We start from the raw sequence: 22,786 nt of genomic DNA, 5'->3' as shown, positions 1-22,786 counted from the left end.
TTTTTTATCTCTGGCGGTTTTTTTCTTTATGATTGACGGGTGTAACGTTTTTCCAGTGCATTGACTTCATCCAGTCCGATAAAATGATTGAACTGATCAAAGGGAACAAGTCTGTCGATCACGCCTGCTGTGGTTTGCTTTTCGTGCAGTTCCTGTAACACCTCCTGTTCGGCAAAAGTCTGTGCATAGGCGAGCAGGGTCGGATGGACCACGATGCGGAAACCGAGCTTCTGCAGTTCACCCGCGGTTAGCAGTGGCGTTTTTCCGTGTTCGATCATATTCGCCATCAGCGGGATGTCCGGAAAGGCGGCTGCTATTTTTTTCAACTCGCCCGTGCTTTGCGGGGCTTCGATAAAGATCATGTCCGCGCCGGCCTGCCGGCAGGCCTGGCTGCGCCGGATCGCTTCTTCCAGCCCGTATACGGCCCGGGCGTCTGTTCGTGACATGATCAGAAAATCGCGATGCCGACGGGCGGACGCCGCAACCCGTATTTTTTCGACCATTTCTTCCATCGGGATGACGGATTTCCCATCCATATGGCCACATCGCTTGGGCCATATCTGGTCTTCCAGAAACAGTCCGGCAACGCCGATGGCTTCATAGCATCGGACTGTCCGGACCACATTCTTCAGATTTCCATAGCCGGTATCCGCATCGGCAAAAACAGGAATATCTACACAGTTGACGATTTCTCTGGCCCGGTTAACCATCATTCCGAAGTCGGCAATTCCGCGGTCGGGCATGGCCAGTTCAGAAGCAGATGTGGTGTACCCCGCCTGAAAAATAGCTTTAAATCCGATTTTTTCAGCAATTTTTGCCGAGAGACTGTCCGGGCAGGCGACCATGCTGATAATCTCCGGCTGATGTACGAGCTGATTGAATCGGGCGCGCATGCGATCGGCTTTCATGGGGACACCTTCTTTCCAGGTTGAAAAAGATTTTCAGACAGACGGTTTAAAATGTCTGAGCCCGACTGACCGGAGTGGCCGTTTTTTTTCAGCAGTTGCAGTGCTTTTTCCTCGGCTTCAGCAGCCGCGAATAAAGTAACGGCCGGGTAAAAGATTAGGCGAAATCCAAGTTCAAAAAGTTCCTGAGATGTGAAGGTGTTATTTTGGTTTTCCATGATAGTGACGCCCATCGGCAACCGGTTGCATGACTCCGCCGCCCGGGTCACTGCCGCCTGGTCAGTCAGGCCGCCGACGAGCACCAAATCGGCTCCGGCATTCCGGTACTGTTCGACCCTTCTGATCGCCTCATCCCATCCTCTTTCTGAAAGACAATCGGTTCGGGCAATCAGCAGGGTATCCGGATGATCCAGTGCGTCTTTTACTGCATGGATTTTCCCGATCATTTCCCCTGCTTCAATCACGGTTAAATCTTGAAAAAATTCTGATGAGGCCGGTACGGACTGATCGTTCAGTATCAATCCCGCCGCTCCGGATCGCTCTAATTCTTTTGCAGTGTAGAAGGTGTTCAACGCGTTTCCATAGCCGGATTCCGCATCGACAAACAGCGGAAATTCAACCGTCTGACGAATGTAACGTAATTGCCTGGCCTGCTCTGACAGGGATAAAAGTCCGTAGTCGTCTGAAGCAAGCAACGTGGCTGATGCTCCGATCCCGGAAATCAATGCGGCGGGGTATCCTGCTTCTTCAGTTAGTCTTGCGGAGATACCATCAAAAACACCTGGTACGAGCAAGGACTTGCCGGCTTGAATACTTTCTTTTAGTCCGGCAGACAAATTGTCATCCACTTCACCACAACCTTTCTTTTTGTTGTTCTTTTACTGCCTTGTGTTCAAAAACGCGCTGTTTCTGTTTACATCACCTCCTTAAATAGCCTGCTGATTAACAAGATCCTGACGTCGCCAGAGGCACAACTTTTCTGATGCTTTTTTTCCACAAAATTTTATATTTTCTTAAAAATATAAAAGCCCCATTCATGATCATGAATGGGGCTTGAATTTAGATAAAATACTGTCATGACCATAAACAGGACACGCACAGATTTTGTCGTTTGTTTCAGCGATACGTGCCCGCTACTGAATTAAATTGAACAGGGCCAAACTGTCCTGGCCTTGCACTCGTTCAGATAGCAGGTTTTGCAATCGCCGACTGATGTTCACTGAGATAACGACCTTTCGTAATTGAGTGAATTCAGGATACATCACGTGACCTGGGTTGTCAACACAATATCGGAAAATTGTTTAAAATATGTATTTTTACAGTCTCAGTCATTTTTTCTGTCATTTCTGCACATTAGTTTCTTCCTCTTTATCATGTTTCTGCAACCATTTGTCCTGTCTGTTCATGCAAATGCTCCCCCCTCAGATAAAATCAGCTGATTCACATTGTCTGTCCGGTGCTGCCGGATCAGAAACTTTCTTTTAGCAGATGAAAGGTTTAATCTAAATATGAGAATGAATATCAATTAGAACATCTGATGAAGGAAGTGCAAAACATATGACCAGTCAATCTAATCCTATAGATCAGCCCGATTCGAAGAAAAGTGAAGAGGGCACCCCATCTATTCTGATTCTCTATGCGAGTGAAATGGGTAACACTCAGGATATTGCTCAGAAAATGGCTGAAGGGATTCGTGAGGGAGGCGTGACGCCCAAAGTTAAGGATGCCTTTGGTGCGACCGCTGATGAAATCACAGACTACGATGCCTTTCTGTTTGGCAGCGGGACGACCGGAGACGGGGAGCTGCCGGACGAAGCGCAGGATATTTATGATGATCTGGATGCTCTCGATCTGAAAGGGGTGCCATGTGCTGTATTCGGAGCGGGCGACACCAGCTATGAACTGTACTGTGAAGCGGTCAACACGATCCACAAGAAACTGGACGATCTGGGCGCCGACCTGATTCTCCCCGATTTTAAGGTTGATTTCAGCATGTCACCGGAAGAAGAAAAACAGGCCAGGCAGCTCGGGAAACAGTTTGCTGAAAAAGTACGGGACCGGATGAAGCAAAGCCGGTGAATCCTGCGGCCTATAACATGAAATGGGTAATCCGCCTCCAGTAAAAAAGGGGCGGGTTTTTGTAAATACAATGGCCAGATTCAGAGTTTGCTATTTTTCTAGTAGTTCTTTTTTCAGAGGGGCCAGCTTCTTTCGCAGACTTTTCTTCCAGGATCGGACCGTATGTTCTGAGACCTGCTTCGCTTCGGCAATTTGCTGCGTGCTCCAGTCATCGAACAGGGCGAGGTTGAGATACTGGGCTTCGCGGGGGGTGAGGCCGGGAAGATGGGTTTCGAGGAGGCGGAGCATCTGAGCTCTGATGGATTCCTGCGGCTCGTCCGGTATCTCATATGCATCAGATTCACTGGATGTTTCATGGCTGGCATTCCTGTAATGCTTTCTGAGGTAATCGGATAATCGGCCGTCAATCATCCGCGTGGCAAATGCAATAAAGACATATTCGGGGTTCTTTCCCGGACTGACCCTGGAGAAGTCAAACCTGATATTTGCTTCCCAGAAAGCGTAGCGGGCAATCTGAAGCAGGTCATCGCGATCAGAGGAGCTGTAGAGGTAAGATTCATATTTAGTTAAATAGTTCCGGACGCATTTGAAGATCTTCGGTTCGTATTTTTTCATCAGGCGTTCAAAGGCAAGTTCTTCAGACTCAGAAGGAAGGGCAAAATGGTCGGTGAAAGCCATAGGTATGAGGCTCCTTTCGGGGTTTGAGTATGGGGTTCTGCGGAGAGTGGCGGGTCATTTGATCCAGCCTTATGTCCTGTAAATAGGAAGGGATGATGGAAACTGGTGAATGATCTGAAAATTTATTTATTTAAAATGGAAAACAAATGAACAGCCATCACACGGACGGCTGCTCATTTGACTGTCACCATTCATTCTGAAATGCGGAAGGTCTATTAAGACATGGGTTCCGGCGGCATATGACCAAAGAGGAGTCACATGGCCAGGACAAGGATTTTCGCCCCGCCCATCGGAGTACGCCATGGACGAGGCGAAAAACATTTCGGAGGATTTCGGGGCAGGCAGCAGAATCGCTGCTGAGGCAATTGGGCCTTACGTGGATAAACTCAGGTCTTACGGAGATGTAAACGCGTGGATGATTGATTGCATTACTACAGTACCTTCCAAAACAATATTACTAAAATTTTAAATTAATTGAAATATTATTTTATTAAATATCTGGTGAAAATTCCAGACGTTCACTAATTTGACAAAATATGACTCTATTTATGGGCCTATAGAAGGATCAAGCGGCATTCAAAGACTGCTGATATCGCATGATGTCCCGGACTCAGACGCGCTGTGGAACGGTGGGGTTAATCTAAAATGGATGGTCATCTGTATCAGAGACAGGCTGCCGGTGAGTGGCCGAAATCATTGTAAGGCGGTTAACGTCAGTCAGGGTGCGATCTTTCCGTTGCACCTGAATTCATTCGGGCGCAGTTGAAAAAAGATTCTGATTATGAAGCAGATTTACAGTATGAATCCGGGTAAATCAGGCAATATTGCAAATAGCACCTGATTTGTGCTGATTCTATACCGGGGAGTTGTCCTGACGATGACGAATGAGAAAATCCTGACCGAACTTGCGTCTGAAGCCGTATTGAACTATGAACGAAACACAACCCTGTTTTATCTCTTGATGGAGAAGGGGATTGTTACTGAGAAGGAGTTCAGCGAGAAATTCAAAAAGGTCCATGAACACTTTGACGAACATCTGAAGTTGATTCTTGGCGACGATGTTCAGATTGAGTAGGCTTCGCGCAGGGAAAAACCGATCTGACATGATTGATCCCTCCCACCTGTGACATGCAGAAAGCAGCCTTCTGTCACTCTGATGATTCCGGAGAGATCTGAGGTTTCTTTTTTTGCGCATGAACGGATAGTAAGCCCCCCACCTCAGGGTAATGAGGGTAAACGAACAGGGGCAGGTGTGGAATCACTGCCCGCAGCCGCCCGATGGGTTCAACGAACAATCAGTGGGGGGCGCGCAGGCTAAAAACGAGGGCATCCTGTCGCAACATGCACGGGCACGTCCTGTGCGCCCGACCCCACCTCACGTATTTGAAGTTTTTGCCGGCTATGCCAGGAAAGAATACCATTTTTCTATTAAATTCGATACAATAAGGTCATAGATTACATGCAAAGGGAGTGTTTATGATCACTTACCAGCCAGGGAACCCGCTCATGATTCAATCGGACATGACCGTGCTGTTTGAAGTCGATCACCCGGCTTATGCTGAAATACGGGATGTACTGAGTGATTTTGCGGAGCTTGAGAAAAGCCCGGAACATGTGCATACGTATCGTATGACGCCGCTGTCTCTGTGGAATGCCGCATCAGCCGGACGGACGATTGATCAGATTATTCAGCTTTTTCATAAATACAGTAAATTTGACATCGCGCCGAACGTGATTCAGGAAATCAGGGCACAGTTCGATCGCTTCGGGATTCTGCGGCTGGAGAAGGAGGATGACCGTCTTTATCTGATCAGCCGGGATCCTGCGGTTCTGCAGGATGTTTTCCGCTTTAAGAGTATGAAGCCTTTTGTCAGGGAGTGGCCGGCAGACGATCGTGTGGAAGTTGAAGCCCGTGACCGCGGGCGTCTGAAGCAGGAGCTGATCCGGATCGGTTATCCGGTACAGGATCTGGCCGGATATACATCCGGTGCGCCTCTTGATTTTTCACTCAGGGAAACTACTTTGAAAGGTCAGCCGTTTTCTCTGCGCGAGTATCAGAAACAGGCGGTAGACAGCTTTTACGCCGGGGGATCTTCCCGGGGTGGAAGCGGTGTGCTCGTTCTGCCGTGCGGGGCGGGAAAAACCGTCATCGGTATTGCGGCGGCGTCAGAAATTGGTGCCGAGACGCTGATTCTCACGTCAAGCGTTACGGCCGCCCGCCAGTGGATTTCAGAGATTCTTGACAAAACGTCGATCACCTCAGATCAGATCGGCGAGTACTCAGGCAAGCACAAGGAGATTCGTCCCATTACGGTAGCTACCTATCAAATCGTCAGCCATCGGAAAAGTAAAGAGGATACCTTTACTCATCTGGCTTTATTTGAGCAGCGGGACTGGGGGCTGATTATTTATGATGAGGTTCATCTCCTCCCGGCACCGGTTTTCCGCGTCACTGCCGATATTCAGGCACGTCGGCGCCTGGGGCTGACCGCGACCCTGATTCGCGAGGACGGTCGTGAAGCCGATGTGTTTACACTCATTGGCCCGAAAAAATATGATGTGCCCTGGAAAGAGCTGGAGCACAGCGGCTGGATTGCGACAGCCAGCTGCCTGGAGATCCGGGTCTCGCTCAGCGGCCAGGAACGCGTGGCCTATGCTGCAGCGGAAGCCCGGGTGCAGGCACGATTAGCGGCGGAAGCCGGACAGAAACTGGATATCGTCCGGGCGCTGATTGAAAAGCACAGGGCGGATCAGATTCTGATCATCGGTCAGTACATCAGTCAGCTGAATGCTCTTCAGGCCCTGATTGATGCGCCGATGATTACCGGGAAAACCCCGATGAAAAAACGGGACGAGCTGTATGAACGATTCCGTTCGGGAGAGATCCACTGTCTGATTGTCTCAAAGGTAGCTAATTTTGCCATTGATCTGCCTGATGCCAATGTGGCCATTCAGATTTCCGGTCAGTTCGGCTCACGCCAGGAAGAAGCACAGCGTCTCGGGCGTATTCTGCGTCCGAAGGCAAAAGGCGTTCAGGCTTATTTCTACTCACTGGTGACAAAAAACACAAAGGAACAGGATTTTGCGATGAACCGGCAGAGATTTCTGACGGAACAGGGATATGCGTACCATATTCTTGAAGCAGGTGATTTTGAGGATCCGGAGACGGCTCAGATTGATGCGCAAAAGGTGGTCTCTCTTGTGACGTATCGGAACAAGAAGGAACGAAGGGGAGTTAAATAACGTGCGGGCAGCTGATTATTTACAAGAATTATCCAAATCCAGTATGGAAAAAGTAGCGCGGTTTTTTGGTCATAAATCAGGACACGTGAAAAAAATGAGTGCGGACCGGCTCCTTTCCATGCTTCAGACGGAGTATCAGCCCGATGCAATAGAAAGGCATTTTAAAAAACTGACCGCAAACGAACAGGAAACGCTGAAATATCTCTGTCTGTGCACGTCAGTCCGGTCAGAAGGCGCTGTACGCCGTGACCTGAAGGTATCAGGGGGGCGAACAGGGCGCCAGTCAACGACGCTGAATGCCTTAATCAGTAAGGGCATGATCTTCGTAAAGAAATATTACTGGGAGGACATTCTGTTTGTCCCTGACGAAGTCTATACTGTGATACTGAATCTTGAGATGCCGCATATTGCCGCGAAGAAGAAGAATTTCAGTAAGCCTTATGGAGAAGTCCGCGTCACGCAGCATACCGGTCTTGCTGCCCATCAGGATATGCTTTATATTCTGTCGACCTTCGCCCATGAAAAGGTGACCATCACGCAGCAGCGGAAGATCTATAAGCGCTGGATGAAAAAAATGGATGAAAAGTGCCGCCTGAAAGCGGAATCTTTTGCTTCCGTCATGTGGTCGGGCAATGACTATGGGAATATTGAATTCTGGGAGCAGTATCTGTCAGATAACGGACTGATTGACCGTGATCATCATTACGTGCACGTTCAGCCGCAGATGCTGGAAGTGTTCACGCGGGTGCCCTATAATGAGTGGGCCCGGACCTACTATGATTATTATCTGGATCGTTTGAACCGATGGAAGCATGTCAGTCGGGTGGTCCCGCTGGAATTATGCAGAATCGTGTTCTTCGGACAGGGGTTCAGCTGGACTCTGAAGCAGACGGTGAATGAGCTGATCAATATCTGGAGCGCAGAGTGGAGTATCCTCATTGAGGATCAGTTAATCGATGAAACTTTTTATCGCCCTCTTGTTCTTTTCGGGTTAATCGAGACGGGAGTAGATGAGAAGGACCGGGAAGTCTGGCGCTGGACAGACTGGGGAAAAGCCTTTGTCCGGATGGAACTGGATGAGGGACCTGATTCGGAGACTGATCTTCTCACAGAGGATCTGTACGTTCAGCCTAATCTCGAGATCATGTTACCGGAAAATATTCTTCCGGCGATTCGCTGGCGGATTGAGACCTTTGCCGAATTAAAGAAGTCTGATGCGGTATTAATCTATGAATGGTCTGCATCACGTCTGGAGCAGGCTATCGAAGCCGGCTGGACGCTGCAGGGAATTTTAGAATTTATCGGACGATACAGCAAAAATCCGCTGCCTGATAATGTGGTCCGCACGATTACCGACTGGACAGAAAATGTTGGAAAGGTCAGGCTGTGGGACGTCCTTGTCTTTGAGGTTTCCGATCCATCCTTTGCTTCGGTCATCAAAAGGGATAAAAAAATCAGTAAAATGATTGTCACCTCATTCTCGGATACCGCCCATGTGATCCGGCGAAAGGATGAGGAAAAACTGCGTGCAGCACTCAAAAGTCTGGGTTATCCCGCACTTGAGTCCGTTTCTTCACCGGATGATCCGGATGAACGGAGAAAAATCAGCAAGGACAGCATGGCAGGTGAGTTAAACCGTCGTTCTTATGCACCGGACACGTATTCGAAAAGCTTCGATAAGAAACTGATCAGTCTGAGTCAGCTGACGATCGGACCGGCCGATAAATACTGAATCAACCGGCTGAATGAAGGGATCAGCGAAAACCCGATGGACTTCGCTCATTCATTCTCCCGGCTCATCTGACCCAGGGCATTCATCCAGCCGTCGCAGAATCCTTCGTAGGGTTCAACCTTGTTTCCCTTCTGAAGAACACGCCTGATTTCGGTGATGTTCTTTTCTTTTTTCAACGCGATCAGTATCTGTGCCAGCATCTGGGACAGTCTGTTCTTCACATCCGCGGCCAGCTGCTTCATCCATACCCCGGTATAATCCTTCAGCATGTCAGAATGATAGTCTTCAAGGAAGCTGAGGAAAATTTCACTGCGTGTCATGATCGGTTCATCCGACCAGAGGAGGTCATCAAGATGTTTCACGTACAGACCAATATCACAGACAGCATGGGCATTAAGGGCAACTGTATCACGGCTGATGAGGAGAAGTTGATGCAGACCGGGCTCTTCCTGACTGTCAAATAAGTGATGCAGATAATTCAACGCGACACGCAGCCGGTTTCGTGCCTGATTCAGGGCGAGGTCGGGCGTCAGGGCGTCAATGATGGTATCGCGCTTGACAGCCCCTTTATTCAGAATGATAAACAGCAGCAGTTCTTTTGCGGTCCGTTTATTCCAGTTCCCGTCGATTTCCCGCCCGTTCCAGAAAACATGTGTTTCCCCGCGCATAGCGGACAGCAGCAGCTCACGATGATGGACGGTATGCGGGTGATACTTTCGTTCAATCATCCGGTTGATCGAATTCAGCATACTTTCGATTTCCGGTTCGGCTTTCAGTGGCCTTTTGTCGCTTTTCATAAAGGCAACAAAGAGGTCAGCAGCAAACTGCGGCTGGTCCAGCGGAATCAGAGCGGAAGCATCCGGGGCGACCATAAACCGGTTATTAGGAACATAAGTACTAAACAGCATGGCAAGTGAGGCAGGGAAGACGGGATCATATTCGCCATGTATGAACAGGACCGGCGGCCGGACTTTTCTCAGTTTTCCGATCAGATCAAAGTCCGCGGCCCGGGCCCGCAGGAGCAGTTCCTGAACCGGTGCGGCCAGCAGTCTGTCCGGAACACGCCGCAGTGCAGTGGCAATCAGCCGGGTTTTTTCCTCTGTGACCGGCTGCACACTTTCTAAAAGATACTTTTTCTCAAATAAATGTCGGTCGAGCTTCAGAAGCTGAAAATTGATCTGGCTCTCATGAGCATAGTCCTGCTCCTTACAATAGAAGGGCAGGGACATGAGCGTCAGCGAACCGATGCGACTGGGATCATGAAGGGCGGTCTCCAGAGCCAGAATGGCACCGTACCGGCAGCCGACCAGGTGGACACGCTTCAGGTTCAGATGGCGCAGAAGATCCTGCAGTTCCTCAATTAACAGGGGCAGGCGACGTTTCTTCTGCGCCTTAAAGATCGCTTTGACATCCATCATTTCGCCGTTAAACCGGTAATACACTTTTTTGGACCGCTTGACCATGTCAACGGTATGAAGTTTGAGCTGACGCAGCTGATGAAACATCTTCGGGCTTGAGAACCACGAGTCAAACAAGACGTAGGAAACTCGGATCCCTGACTCAGAGCGGACACGAGAAGTTCTTGAACGACTTTGAGCGCTTTCCGCTGGGCCTGAAGCTTTCGCTTCCCAGAATACGTCCGAGCATCGGCTTTCGCGCCACATATCTGATTCTGACCAGAAAGCAAGGAAAAAGTGACCGGCAGGAACGTGTTGCCCTCACTCCAGCCAAGCTGAAGAAAGCGAAAACCACGTGTATGCCGAGGCTCGGCATGGTCAAATTGAAAAGCGGCCAGTTCCAAGTGTTTGGCATGGGCCCGTTTGTACCGTTTGTACATCGAGTCATCCACAATGAACACGTTCTGAAGCGCCGAATTCGTCAACGGTTCGATAAACCGAATGATCCGTTGACAGAGCAGAATCAGGAACATTTGCCAGTTGATCCGGCGGTTATTGAGCAGGTTGCGGAACGTTTTATCCAAGAAATTCAACTGATCCTGATGCTTCAGATAATCACGATACGTCGACTTGCTTGAAAAAAGTCGTGATGATCAGATAGCAGAACAAGACACGGAAAGGCACCCCTTTTGTCCTGGTGGCATGAGAAGCCCGTGCGATTTGTGCAAAATGAAATCTACTAAAATGGTTAGGACGGAAGCTAAAAGACCGCTGATGGACGATCATTACCTGTTATACTTTTCATTGCATGAATCCGCCTCGATTAATTGGTAGTTGGTACTTCAATTATACCGAGTGCTCGGTATTCATGCTTTTATTTTTGCATTCCCCCCTTTATCTGACAAGGCATGAAGCTTGTTTTGGGTGTTTCAAGTTTTAGTTGTAAAAAAGCTCATTTTTATTATTATGGCCGTCGTTACGGAGAGAGACTGCCGTGCAAAATCGATCTCTAGCTTAGCAGTACGATTGGAAGGGTATTAAAAAAGGTCCGAAAAAGTTATCATGGTTTTTTCGGGCCGATGATGATTGATGAATGAAAAATAGCGGACGAATCAGGCATAGACTAAGAAACCAATCGTGTCTCGTGCTTTGACGGTGTCGAGGCTTTCTTTTTTTAATTCTTTTAAAATGTTCATGTTGGTATTGATTAACATCACCGTAGCATCAAGACCGCTGCTAATAATTTTATCAACGTCCATGAAACCTAAGCGATCGCCTGCCGCGACACGCTGATTTGCTTTAACTGTGATGGTAAATGGTTCCCCCCTCATCTTTACCGTGTCAATGCCTAAGTGAAGTAATAGTTCGGCTCCATACTGCGTTTTAAACGTCACGGCGTGCTTAGTCGGAAATACATTTAAAATAGTAGCGTTTAAGGGAACAAATAATTCGTTATCACTAGGTTCGATGGCGATGCCATCGCCGATTGCTCGTTGGGCAAATACAGGGTCCTTAACTTTCTCCAGACTGATCAATGTTCCATTAACGGGTGATAGAATGGGTTGCCTTTTCTTGCGGAACAATTGCAACATGTTTGGTCTCCTAACTTTTTAATCGTCTTTGCCAAGAATTTGATTAATTTCCTGACTTAAAAGATCAGCTTTTCCACCGAATACTGCTTGGACACCGCCTTGGACCTCGAAGACGGCTGTTGCCCCCAGATCTTTTATTCTATTTTTTTGAACGACTTTTCCGTTGTTTACTGCTATGCGGAGACGTGTTGCGCAAGCTTCAACCGAATTGATATTGCTTACTCCGCCCAGGGCTTCGATAATCGTTTTTGCGTCGTGGTTTAAAGAACCTGAATGATTGGCCTTCGTTTGTAAATCAATAGCAGCTTCATCGGCTTCGTTGATTTCCATGCCGGGGATGGCAACTTTAAAATGTTTGATACAAAAGTAAAATACTACATAATAAACGAGTGCCCAAATGATGCCGATGGGTAGAACATATAACCAGTGTGTCTTATCTTGTCCCTGCAAAACACCATATAAAAGAAAATCAATTAATCCTCCCGAAAATGAGTTGCCAATGCGAATATTCAGAATATCAGCGACAAAAAATGAGCACCCATCGAGAAAAGCATGTACAACATACAGCCAGGGAGCGACGAACAAAAAGGTGTATTCAATCGGTTCTGTAATACCTGTTAGAAAAGAGGTAAGTGCGCCACTAAAGTACAGGCCCCCGTTTTTCTTACGATTTTGTTTCCGCAATGCAAAATACATCGAGAAAGCGGCTGCGGGTAGGCCAAACATCATCGTCGCAAATCGACCGGCAAAGAAACGTGTCCCATAGGTGAATAGGCCTGTATGATTGGGGTCGGCAAGTTGAGCAAAAAAGATATTTTGTGCTCCTATGATGGTTTTGCCGGCAACTTCTGCTGATCCACCAAGCGATGTGTACCAAAACAATGGATAGATTGTATGATGGAGGCCGACAGCTCCAGTTAATCGGAGCAGAAAACCATAGAGAAAGGTGCCAAAGCTACCCATGTGAGCAATTGCTGTTCCTGAAGACGTAAGTACACTCTGAATAGGCGGCCAGATCATATAAAATACGGCGCCCAAAATAATACCGGCCAGCGATGAAATAATTGGAATAAATCGTGAACCACCAAAAAAACCTAAGAATTGTGGCAATTGAATTTTTCGATAGCGATTATGCAGATAAGCAACGGTAAAGCCAATGACCAATGCGCCTAAGACACCCGTGTCGATTTGTGATCCCTTCGGTGAAAATAATTGCAATAAGCCGCTGATTGTTGCCGTAAAAACGAGAAAGGAAACAGCGCCAGATAGACCGGCTGTCCCACGGTCGCCATTTGCTAGTCCAACGGCTACTCCGATCGAGAAAATCAAAGCGATATTTGTAAAGACGGCGTTACCTGCAACGCTCATTACGGTCAAAATGGCTTGTAGCCAGCCTTGATCCAGTAGGGGGTAAGCAGCGAGAGCACTAAAGTTTTGGCGGCTGGCCGGACCTTTAATCCCGATGCGGATGAATACACAGAGATCATAAAGTGAAACTTCAATTAGTGAGGGTGTTCATTCCCGCTGATTGTCCGTTGAACCGGCTGCTGCGGACCGCTATCCCCCATTCGGGCATCTACGCTTATCTTCATGAACATTACTGCCCGTTCATGCAGGATAAACGAATGAAAAGGGACTGAGCCGGTAACCCGTTATTGGCCGCACCAGACGATGACCCGATAAGGTACTGTCCGGGCGGGAATGCTTTTTGTTGCAGGTCCGTATATTACGATCAGATCATGGTTTCCGGGGTACCCCGTGAAGTCCAGTCCGTTTGTCAGACGAATCAGGGTTCGGGGGGAAAGGGTGAGTTGCAGCAGGCCATCCCGACTGACCAACTGTTCATTGAAGAAATCGACTTTTACCTGCTGATCGGGCTCTTCTCTCACGATAACGAGCGCCCGGTATTGCGGCGGATAGATCAGCGGAACCGGTGCATTTCCGTCGTAATATCCGGTCAACGTGTCACCATTTGCGAGGCCGGCACCGTTAACGACATACGTATCGGGCGAGACCACAAAATGAACGACGTTTTCCTGCTGTTGAACAATGATAATCTTATAGCACCCCTGTGTTTCTTCGTTCTGACCTATTGGAAAATCCGTAACAGCGGTGACTACTCCGCGGAATGCCAGCCATTGAACCGTATTCATATCGATCCCTCGCGTCTTTGTGATGGGGCGATGACTTATTCCTACTTTATGTCATTCGGCCGGATTGATGACGCATTTATTTACAGGTATCGATACGTTCATTTTTCAGGTTGATTGTCGTTTAACCAGCACCGGAGCAAAAAGGATATGTTGTTTTTGCAAGGCAGGACGACTGATCTGGGAAACAATTAATTCCATCGTTCTGCGGCACATGTCTTCCAGCGGTTGGTCGATTGAGGTTAATTCCGGCGAAACAATTTCCGACATAATGGTGTTATCGAATCCAATAATCGCAACGTCTTCAGGGATCCGAAGCCCCTTTGATTTTGCTTCCAGAATCGCGCCGATAGCCAGAACATCATTATAGCCAAAAATTGCCGAAGGAGGAGGCTGCAGTTGAGACAGCTTTGCAAAAGCTTTACGGCCTTCACTGATTGATGACTTCGCACAGATGACGTAATCAGCCGAAAAATCCAGATCGTGTTTTCTAAGTGTATCTGTATATCCTCTTAATCTTTCTTTGCTCTGGTTTCCTTCTTCAAGGATCAGGGCAATATGCCGGTGCCCCAGTCCGGCTAAATACTTTATAGCGATACGTGACCCTGAATAATCGTCAACAGAGACAGAATTGACATTTAACCCATAAACATCATTGGATGAAACGAATACCAGTGGTTTGGATGAAGGAATAATCGAATGGAGAGCGGGTTCATCCAGATTAGTCGAACTAATGACCAGTCCATCTATACCTTTTTGAAGCAGTGACTGGATATCGTTTATCGCTTTCTGTTTTGAATAATCTGTATTGCAGACGGTTAAGTCGTATCCGCAGTCACGCGCAGATGCCAGCATCTCTTTTGCCATGGCCGCAAAAAAAGGGTTCGTAATATCAGGGATAAGCAAACCGATCGTATTTGTCTGTCTTTTTGACAGACCGGAGGCATTTTTATTGGGTAAATAACCCGTTTCCCTTATGATCTGATGGATCTTTTGTTGCGTCTTTTGACTGATTTTACCGGTCCTGTTGATCACTTTAGAAACCGTAGCGGTCGATACACCGGCTTGCCGGGCAATATCATAAATAGTTACTTTTCTGTCCATCGTGGTTGTCCTCCTGCCCTGATTGGAAAAGGCATGCTCATGGTAAAAACGGGACATTTTCTCCAGTAAATGAAGAATACGTCGGGACTGCCTGGTCATGCCTTTCCGCACATTTAACCGCACATTTCAATAAAGTGAAACTTCAATCAGTGGGGGATTTTCTTCATCCCCCACTAAGACTGCTCGTTGAACCCATCGAGCTGCTGCGGGCAAGTTATCCCTGCCCGGAAGAATGTTTGTTTACAGGATAAAGTTAACCGATTACCTCCAACCATCTGAATTTTATAAAACGACAGTCAGGATGTCAAGCATTTTTTTCGGAAATCAGGCGCATTTTCAGGGGGAAAATATAGTAAATCGGGGGACCTGATTTTGAATATTTCCAATGGATGGCATGCTGTAAACGCTAACCCGAATATTGACATTCTGCAAAACTAGTGAAACAATCAAGTATGAAGGGAACAAAGAACCTGTTCGTGGTATTTCTTTTACGCCGGATTCTTTGATAAAAAAATCACATATTCATTCTGATGCATTCTGATATCTGGAGGGAGAAAGATTGATTGAATGACTGAATTACGCCTCATAGGGAAACCGGTTACCTCTTTAACTGAAGAGCTTAACCCGATAATATAAGAAAGGATGTCTATTTGTCATGTATAATCAGTCCAGTGCAGAACCTGTCAAGTCGCACAGAAAGAACAGTGCAGCGATCAAAAATTTGAAGCGAATTGCTGCCCTGTCTACATTTGGCGGGTTGCTTTTCGGAATCGATACGGGTGTTATAAATGGCGCCCTGGTCTTTATGAAATTACCTGAAGAATTAAATTTAAACTCAACCAATGAAGGGTTAGTGACGAGCAGCATCACACTGGGAGCAGCTCTGGGGGCTGTTACCGCAGGCTATCTGTCTGATCGATTTGGACGGCGCCGGGTTCTGTTTTACCTTTCATTTGTGTTTCTTGCTTTTACCGCCGCCTGTTCCATCGCCCCAAACGCCTGGGCGATGATCATTTTTCGCTTTTTGCTTGGTCTGGCAGTTGGCGGTGCCTCGGTTGTCGTACCCACTTACCTGTCGGAATTGTCCACGCCCTCCATTCGGGGACGTCTGGTCTCGCAGAATGAACTGATGATTACGGGCGGGCAGTTACTGGCTTTTACTGTTAATGCCATTCTCGGGACATCTTTTGCTTCTTATACCGGTATCTGGCGCTGGATGATTGCCTTTGGGATGATCCCTTCACTCTGCCTGCTCGTGGGCATGCTTATTGTCCCTGAATCCCCAAGGTGGATGGTCATGAAGGGCTGTGTTGACAAAGCTTCGGAAACATTAAGCAAGGTACGTGAAACATCGGAAGAAGTGGGTCATGAAATCAGCCAGATCCGGACGACGCTCAATCAGGCCGGAAAAACGAAAAAGGCCGGAATTCGCGATCTGAGGATCCCCTGGATTCGCCGGCTGGTGTTAATCGGAACCGGAATTGGCATCATGCAGCAAATCATCGGGATTAATATCATGATGTATTATGGGACAACGATTCTTATGGAATCCGGTTTTGGTCACTCCGCCGCGCTGATCGCCAATATATTCAATGGCGTTGTTTCGGTTCTGGCAACCTATACAGGTATGAGGCTGATGAATCGCGTTAACCGAAGAAAAATGCTGCTGACGGGTATCACCGGAACAGGTATCTCCCTTGTTGCCATTGCATGGATTTCCCACGCGCTCGTTCAATCCCCGCTTCTGCCTTATCTGGTCATTCTGACAACGATGATTTTCTTAGGATTTTTTCAGGGGTGCATTTCACCAACTACCTGGCTGCTTATGTCGGAAATTTTCCCTCAGAAACTTCGCGGGCTGGGTATGGGTGTTGCAACCTTCTTCCTTTGGATAAGTAATTTTCTGGTGGGGGCCTTTTTCCCGGTTCTTTTAGCAAATATCGGCCTCTCACAGACATTTATTGTTTTTGTCGCCTGCAACATGGCCTCTTACCTGTTTGCCTGGAAATTTGTCCCGGAAACACGGGGAAAGTCCCTGGAACAGATCCAGGTCAACAGCTCGATGTTAAAGAGGTGAGCCTCCTCAGCCGGCGGCGCTGCGCAGGATGGCGAGTCTGAAAACGGAGAACCATACATCTGGTCCGGACGACAGATGAGGTATTTCAAAAGAAAAGAGAAAGCAAGAGCAGGCATGCCCGCAAACCCCATCTGCCACCTGGCCGACTCCCATTTTGAATATAAAATGAATGAAGTGTTTCAACTCAATACATTCGTATCGAGTTTTTTATTCTAAAAATAGTTTAGCCCAAGCACGATCTGTAAAGATTGAGAGGGCTGAAGACACAGATGATGATGTTTAAGAACACGTGATGGATTGTCCGGAATTTGAACTAGCAAAACCGGATGATTCTCGCTGTGGCCGTTCAATCTTCAGCAGCTGCTTTCATGCATGGAGTGCCTGCTGTCTCATGCAAAAGTATTTTATTTTTTGGGGGGGTATGATCACGACAGATACAAAAGTGAAATTAAGTAAAGATCATATCATGCTTATTATCATAGCAGGGGTGGCCTCTTATCTGGATGCTGCGCTGGCCGTCAGCTTAGGCGTTTCTCTTCCTGTCTGGGCAAAGTATCTTAATCTGAACAGTTGGCTCGTTGGCTTATTGAGCACGACACTGACGGTAATGATCGCGGTTGGCGCTTTTATTGGCGGCAAATTATCTGACCAGTTTGGTCGAGTGACGGTTTTTAATATTGATATTTTCTTTGTTGCCGTTGGTTCTGCTGTTATGGTGTTTTCGGATCATTTTACCGGCCTAATGGTGGGTGCTGCGATTACTGGACTTGCTTCTGGCGCTGACTTACCGACATCATTGGCGGTTATTTCGGAACGAACTTCCAGGGAGGCCTATGGTCGGGCCATTTCCTCGACTCAGATTTTCTGGTCGGTTGGTATTATCCTTTCTCAATTCATTGGTTTTCTTACCGCAAATTATGGAATGGGAAGTCCGAAGATTTTATTCGGCTTTATCGGTGTTATTGCTTTCGTGAACTGGAGTGTGCGCGTATTCTCTAAAAATTTGAAAACAATCGAGTCCAATCTTGTTACTTCAGTTAAAGAAGAAGACCATGAAGCAGCTGGTGAAGCCGGGGAGAAAATAAAAATCCGTGATTTATTTAAAAATAACCATTATCTCGTACCCTTAATTTTGTTAACTTTGTTTTACTTGTTTTGGAATCTACCAGCTAATACCTGGGGATCGTTTATTAACTACTTTTTGGTGACGGTTGATCATCAAAGTCAGAGGTTCTCAACAATGGTAGCCATGACAGCCAATATTCTGAGTATGATCCTTGTTTTCATTTACCTCAGAATATCTGATTCAAAATATAGATACAAAGCCATGTATGCAGGAATAGCCATTGCATTTCTGTCTTTTGCAGCTGCAGGAACTTTCAGTGGAAATTGGCAGATCTTTACGTTCGCATATATTTGTTATTGCTTAAGCACGGTTCTGTGTGGCGAGCCGATATATAAAGTTTGGTGCCAATCTTTCTATCCGGTGAATGCGAGAGCGACCATGACAGGATTTTCGTACGGTATCGTTCGAGCCTGTACAGCCGTGTTTTCAATAGCAACGCCAACACTGATGGGGTATTCGCCAAGTCTTCTCCTTTGGATCCTGATGGGATGTACCGTTATTTTCGGTCTCTGCGCGATTAGCATTGTCCAACTCATCAGACGGTTAAATATCAGTGATCCGGCAATCAATAAGGGGGAAGTTAACGTGTTAATGAAACATTATCATCAAACAGGCGCCTGACTTCTTCAGACATCAACGCAAATAGAATTCCGGAATCGCTGAAATCATGGCGAATTCCGGATTTATTAATTTTAAGCTTCATTTCAGGTGATCATATTCTGGCAGACGCTGACGGGCCTATTCAGCTGAAACTTTATCAATGGTAGCGCTGGTAGCGCCGCCCGTGCGCTGATTCCTCTCACGATTAAAGTCAGCTGGCGGCACGTCATGAATGCTTATTCAACATGTCCATTCTTAATGAGTTCTGTAACTCTTCCGGCATGCGACTGGTGGTTCATCTGTTCGCGTGCATCGGGCGGGGATGAAAATACTTCCAGGGATCTACTTCCATGATTATGATGCCAGAGAGGATGATCGCTGCCCCGATAGTACCTCTCGCAGGTAAGGCTTCTCCCATGAAGATAAAAGCAAACAGCGCGGCGAAGACAGGTTCAAGTGAAAAGATTAAACTGGCATGGGCAGGGACGGTATATTTCTGGGCAACCGTCTGCAACATGTATCCAGCGGCGCTGCACAGGATGGCGAGTCCAAGAACGGAGACCCATGCATCTGGTCCGGACGGCAGGTGAGGTGTTTCAATAAGAAAAGAGAAAGCAAGGGCAAAAATGCCCGCAAACCCCATCTGCCAGACCCCGAGACAGATCGTATTAACGCGTTTTGTGAAGTGGTCGGTCAGGAGGATATAGATGGCGTTTGCCAGGGCACCGAGGATGCAGAGCAGGTCACCGGGCTGGGGGATAAACTGCCCGTTCCATGTCAGAAAACCGATACCGGTGAGGGAAAGACAGGCACCTGCCGACACGTTCATCCCGGGTTTTTTCCGGAAAAGGACAAAGTTGAGCAAGGGAACGAAGACCACGGTCAGAGCTACCAGAAAACCGGCTTTAGCTGCCGAGGTGGATTTCAGGCCGTATAGAATGCCGGTGAAGACAAGGCAAAGATTTATGGCGAGGATCATGCTGCAGAACAGGGTGTGCCTGTCTGTGTGCCGGAGTTCGCGGCAAAAGAGCGCTGCCGTGACCAGAAAAGCAATAAGAAATCTCAATGCGATCAGGTTAAAGACGTCCAGTGTCTCCAGCCCGGATTTCATGAAAAGGTAGGATGAACCCCACATCGCCGTGGCAAGGACGAGTAACAGATCAGCTCTTCTCTGACTCACCTTCACTTGCTCCTTTCTGTTTACAGGATCAGTATAATCCGGTTATTGTCATAAATAAAATGAATGTTTATAATGATGAAAATGAAATGAATTTATGGAAACGTGGTGCGCAGCATGAGCCTGATCAAATACCAGATTCTTGTAAAAGTCGTTGCATGCGGCAGTTTTACGAAAGCCGCCGTGCAGCTCGGTCTGACGCAGCCGGCCGTCAGCCATGCGATCAACAGTCTTGAAACGGAGTTCGGCTTCCCGCTGATCAACCGGAACCGTTCAGGCATTCAGCTGACGCGGGAGGGTGAGATCCTGCTGCCTTCACTCCGCAGGATTCTTCAGGAAGACAGAAATATCCATCAGCAAGCATCCGAGATTCACGGTACGACGAGGGGGACGCTGCATGTCGGCATTTTTACCAGCGTCACCAGGCATCTTCTGCCCCGGATCATTCAGGTCATGGATAAGGATTATTCGGGCATCCAATTGTATCTCCATGAAGGCAATTACATTCAGATCATGGAGCAGATCAGCGCCGGAAAACTGGACTGCGGGTTTATTACTTTTTCCTCCTCGAAGGATCTGCGGTGCAGACCCCTGATGCAGGACCGGATTCTCTGCATCGTTTCCCCGCGAAGTGCCCTGTATCATCAGGAGGCTGTTTCCTTCCGGCAGCTGGAGGAGGAACCGTTCATCATGCCGGCTTTTGGCGGTTATCATGAGATCAGACGGATCCTGTCGGAACACGATGTTCATCCGGATATCCGCTTTGAACTGATGGAGGAGAATGCGATTCTGTCGATGGTTGCCCATCATCTCGGGATCAGTATTCTCCCGGAACTGGTTCTGCCGGAAGATATCGCTCCACTCCGGGCGATTCCGCTTGAGTCGGAAAGTTACCGGACGATACAGATTGCGACGCGCCTCCATCCCTCACCTGCGGCAGAACGGTTTGTTGAAGTGGCAGAGCGGGTCGTAAAAAAACAAGAGGTAAGTTCAGAGAACCGGTCACATCAGTAATCGGCCTGTTCAGGTGTATTTCAGAGAGGAGTTCAGGATGCTTATGGTATAGTAAATGTATGTTTTTTCACAGAATCATTGCTTTCACTCAGGGAGATGGTCAGAATGATCACACTGCAGGAACTGTTTACCTTACCTGAATTTGATGCGATCCATATTGCGGCAGGTGAGCGTGGAATCAGCAGACCGGTCAGCGGTGTCAATGTGATAGAAAGTGCCCATCTGGCTGAATTTTTTAAGAAATACGAGTTACTTATTACAACCGGAATCAATATGCATCAGGATACTGCGCAGCTGACTGATCTGGTTGAAACGGCGTTTGAGCGCGGGGCGGCGGGGATTATTTTGAATGTCGGTCCCTATATTCCAACGATTCCGGAACAGGTGATTCGCTTTGCAGATCAGAACCATTTCCCTGTGTTTAGCATGCCCTGGGTCTATCGGGTGGCCGATTTCGTCAGGATATCCTTTCAATATCTGGCCGTCGCCGATCAGAAGCAGGCAAAAACAGAAGAACTGTTTTCAGAAATATTGTTTCAACCGGAACATGACAGGGAACGCCTGGCCGGTGATCTTCTGCAGGTGGGGATTAAAAGTCACGCCCATTATGCCGTCATCGTCTGTTCTGTCCGTCCTCCGGCTGCTGTTCCGGCGTGGATGACCTTTTCGTTAGAAGAAGAGCTGCAGAAAAAGTATACGATCCGTCTGTCGATGAATCACGACCATCAGCTGATTTATATGGCTGACCGAAAGGAAAAAGGAGTGACGCGACAGTTTTTCGCAGAGATGACGCGGCATGTGCTGCAAAAGCGACCCAATTCCGGAATTGACCTTTTTATCGGAGTCGGAGGTGCCTACAGGGTGGAGCAGCTGTCGAAAAGTTATCGGGAAGCTCTCTCTGTGGTTCAGCTTGTCAGCCGCCGGCCGGAACTGCCCTTTTTTCAGTATAAAGATGCCGGTGTGTACCGAATCCTTCTGGAGACTTCCGATAAAGCAGTATTTCAGACGTTCCAAAGCGAGATGCTCGGCCCCCTGTATCGCTATGATCATCTGCACCAGACGGATCTGGTCGGCTTCCTGCGCACCTTTCTGGATGAAGACGGAAGGACAACCCCAATCGCCCGGAAAGAATTTATTCACCGAAATACAGTTCTCTGTGAACCTCACACGACTCAAGTCGTGTGCTTCTGGGAACATTGCACACTTACCTACGTTCAGGCAGAGGTCACAACTCTTTTACCAAGGCTCGTCCCGAGCCGAAGAATATTCTTTGCTGCGTTAATATCTCTATCGTGATGGTGCCCACAGCCAGGGCATGTCCAGTCCCTTATGTCTAACGTATGCTTTCCGTCATCATAACCACATTCCGAGCATATTTGTGATGTCTTATAGGGATTGACAATGACTAATTTTTTACCACGCCATGCACATTTGTATTCAAGCATCCGTCTCATTTCCCGCCAGGATTGATTAACAATTGCTCTGGATAATTTGTGATTGCGTAGAAGATTTTTTGCTTTCAAATCTTCCATGACAATGACATCATTATCTTTAACTAATTGCATTGTAATTTTATGGAGATAGTCATTGCGTTGATTAGTCATTTTCTCATTGTATTCAGCAACCATTAATTTAGCTTTTTTATAATTTTTAAAGTCATCGAGGCATCTGGGATTAAGTACCTTATTATGCTTATCCCATGCGATTTCTTTCTGAGCTTGCAATCTACGTCTAGCTAACCGTTTCTCCCAGTAATGTTTCTTCCTGGCTAAGATTTTGTCAAAACGAATGGTAGGGAACTTAATACCATCCGATCCAATGACTAAATCGGCAACACCCAGGTCAATACCTAATTGCCTCCCTGTTTTGTTGAATGTTTGGTTTTCATATTCAACAAGCAGCACAGCATAAT

General features: G+C 47.5%; 17 protein-coding genes and 1 pseudogene. 8 read left to right on the top strand and 10 right to left on the bottom strand.

Annotated elements, in window-relative coordinates; all coding sequences use genetic code 11:
- Nucleotides 1-26: 26 nt before the first annotated feature.
- Nucleotides 27-908, bottom strand: a complete 882-nt coding sequence (locus EWH91_RS12485; RefSeq protein WP_129930367.1) for an isocitrate lyase/PEP mutase family protein — start codon at nucleotides 906-908, stop codon at nucleotides 27-29.
- Entirely contained in the window at nucleotides 905-1,753 is an 849-nt protein-coding gene (locus EWH91_RS12480) for an isocitrate lyase/PEP mutase family protein (RefSeq protein ID WP_129930366.1), read from the bottom strand. Before EWH91_RS12480 ends, EWH91_RS12485 begins: the two co-directional genes overlap by 4 nt.
- A gap of 709 nt (nucleotides 1,754-2,462) precedes the next feature.
- On the opposite strand from EWH91_RS12480, the gene EWH91_RS12475 reads away from it, so the two are divergent.
- The gene (locus tag EWH91_RS12475; RefSeq protein WP_129930365.1) at nucleotides 2,463-2,984 is read left to right on the top strand and encodes a flavodoxin domain-containing protein; all 522 of its coding nucleotides are present in this window, start codon (nucleotides 2,463-2,465) and stop codon (nucleotides 2,982-2,984) included.
- A 90-nt stretch (nucleotides 2,985-3,074) separates the two neighbouring features.
- Here EWH91_RS12475 and EWH91_RS12470 read toward each other — a convergent pair whose 3' ends face one another.
- Nucleotides 3,075-3,662, bottom strand: coding sequence for a sigma-70 family RNA polymerase sigma factor (locus tag EWH91_RS12470; protein WP_129930364.1), 588 nt, complete (start codon nucleotides 3,660-3,662; stop codon nucleotides 3,075-3,077).
- Between the two features lie 877 nt (nucleotides 3,663-4,539).
- Between EWH91_RS12470 and EWH91_RS12465 the strand changes: the two genes are divergently transcribed.
- From EWH91_RS12465 to EWH91_RS12455, 3 genes are all read left to right on the top strand, one after another.
- Nucleotides 4,540-4,737 carry a hypothetical protein gene (locus EWH91_RS12465; protein WP_129930363.1) on the top strand — a complete coding sequence of 66 codons (198 nt, stop codon included), beginning with the start codon at nucleotides 4,540-4,542 and terminating at the stop codon, nucleotides 4,735-4,737.
- A gap of 431 nt (nucleotides 4,738-5,168) precedes the next feature.
- On the top strand, nucleotides 5,169-6,905 hold the full coding sequence (locus EWH91_RS12460; RefSeq protein ID WP_240697363.1) for a DNA repair helicase XPB: 1,737 nt from the start codon (nucleotides 5,169-5,171) through the stop codon (nucleotides 6,903-6,905).
- A gap of 1 nt (nucleotide 6,906) precedes the next feature.
- Nucleotides 6,907-8,637: a helicase-associated domain-containing protein gene (locus EWH91_RS12455; RefSeq protein ID WP_129930361.1), complete on the top strand. Its 1,731-nt coding sequence runs from the start codon at nucleotides 6,907-6,909 to the stop codon at nucleotides 8,635-8,637.
- Nucleotides 8,638-10,010: 1,373 nt separating this feature from the next.
- On the opposite strand, the pseudogene EWH91_RS15180 reads toward EWH91_RS12455, so the two are convergent.
- The 5 genes and pseudogenes from EWH91_RS15180 to EWH91_RS12425 form a co-directional block, all read right to left on the bottom strand.
- Nucleotides 10,011-10,839 (bottom strand): annotated as a pseudogene (locus tag EWH91_RS15180) (transposase); the annotation flags it as partial.
- A 307-nt stretch (nucleotides 10,840-11,146) separates the two neighbouring features.
- Nucleotides 11,147-11,626 (bottom strand): PTS sugar transporter subunit IIA, encoded by a 480-nt coding sequence (locus tag EWH91_RS12440; protein ID WP_129930358.1) that lies wholly within the window; start codon nucleotides 11,624-11,626, stop codon nucleotides 11,147-11,149.
- 18 nt (nucleotides 11,627-11,644) lie between these two features.
- Nucleotides 11,645-13,084 (bottom strand): PTS transporter subunit EIIC, encoded by a 1,440-nt coding sequence (locus EWH91_RS12435; RefSeq protein WP_369122699.1) that lies wholly within the window; start codon nucleotides 13,082-13,084, stop codon nucleotides 11,645-11,647.
- 194 nt (nucleotides 13,085-13,278) lie between these two features.
- Complete coding sequence (locus EWH91_RS12430; RefSeq protein WP_129930356.1) at nucleotides 13,279-13,779, bottom strand: hypothetical protein; 501 nt, start codon at nucleotides 13,777-13,779, stop codon at nucleotides 13,279-13,281.
- Between the two features lie 105 nt (nucleotides 13,780-13,884).
- Nucleotides 13,885-14,880: a LacI family DNA-binding transcriptional regulator gene (locus EWH91_RS12425; RefSeq protein WP_165364324.1), complete on the bottom strand. Its 996-nt coding sequence runs from the start codon at nucleotides 14,878-14,880 to the stop codon at nucleotides 13,885-13,887.
- A gap of 655 nt (nucleotides 14,881-15,535) precedes the next feature.
- Between EWH91_RS12425 and EWH91_RS12420 the strand changes: the two genes are divergently transcribed.
- Together EWH91_RS12420 and EWH91_RS12415 are read left to right on the top strand one after the other, a co-directional pair.
- Complete coding sequence (locus EWH91_RS12420) at nucleotides 15,536-16,957, top strand: sugar porter family MFS transporter (RefSeq protein WP_129930354.1); 1,422 nt, start codon at nucleotides 15,536-15,538, stop codon at nucleotides 16,955-16,957.
- Nucleotides 16,958-17,378: 421 nt separating this feature from the next.
- Nucleotides 17,379-18,704 carry an MFS transporter gene (locus tag EWH91_RS12415; RefSeq protein WP_129930353.1) on the top strand — a complete coding sequence of 442 codons (1,326 nt, stop codon included), beginning with the start codon at nucleotides 17,379-17,381 and terminating at the stop codon, nucleotides 18,702-18,704.
- A gap of 274 nt (nucleotides 18,705-18,978) precedes the next feature.
- Here the strand turns inward: EWH91_RS12415 and EWH91_RS12410 are convergent, their stop codons facing one another.
- A complete protein-coding gene (locus EWH91_RS12410; RefSeq protein WP_129930352.1) occupies nucleotides 18,979-19,863 on the bottom strand; it encodes a DMT family transporter in 885 nt (294 codons plus the stop codon).
- Between the two features lie 114 nt (nucleotides 19,864-19,977).
- On the opposite strand from EWH91_RS12410, the gene EWH91_RS12405 reads away from it, so the two are divergent.
- Complete coding sequence (locus tag EWH91_RS12405) at nucleotides 19,978-20,874, top strand: LysR family transcriptional regulator (protein ID WP_129930351.1); 897 nt, start codon at nucleotides 19,978-19,980, stop codon at nucleotides 20,872-20,874.
- A gap of 105 nt (nucleotides 20,875-20,979) precedes the next feature.
- The gene (locus EWH91_RS12400) at nucleotides 20,980-22,170 is read left to right on the top strand and encodes a PucR family transcriptional regulator (protein ID WP_165364323.1); all 1,191 of its coding nucleotides are present in this window, start codon (nucleotides 20,980-20,982) and stop codon (nucleotides 22,168-22,170) included.
- Here the strand turns inward: EWH91_RS12400 and EWH91_RS12395 are convergent.
- Nucleotides 22,089-22,786: RNA-guided endonuclease TnpB family protein (locus EWH91_RS12395; RefSeq protein ID WP_129930349.1), on the bottom strand; the 698-nt coding region annotated here is incomplete at its 5' end. The two genes, EWH91_RS12400 and EWH91_RS12395, sit on opposite strands and share 82 nt — an antisense overlap.

Source organism: Sporolactobacillus sp. THM19-2, from assembly GCF_004153195.1.
Classification (GTDB): domain Bacteria; phylum Bacillota; class Bacilli; order Bacillales; family Sporolactobacillaceae; genus Sporolactobacillus.
Note: the sequence above shows the minus strand (reverse complement) of the source record. Positions and strands in the feature narration are given on the sequence as shown.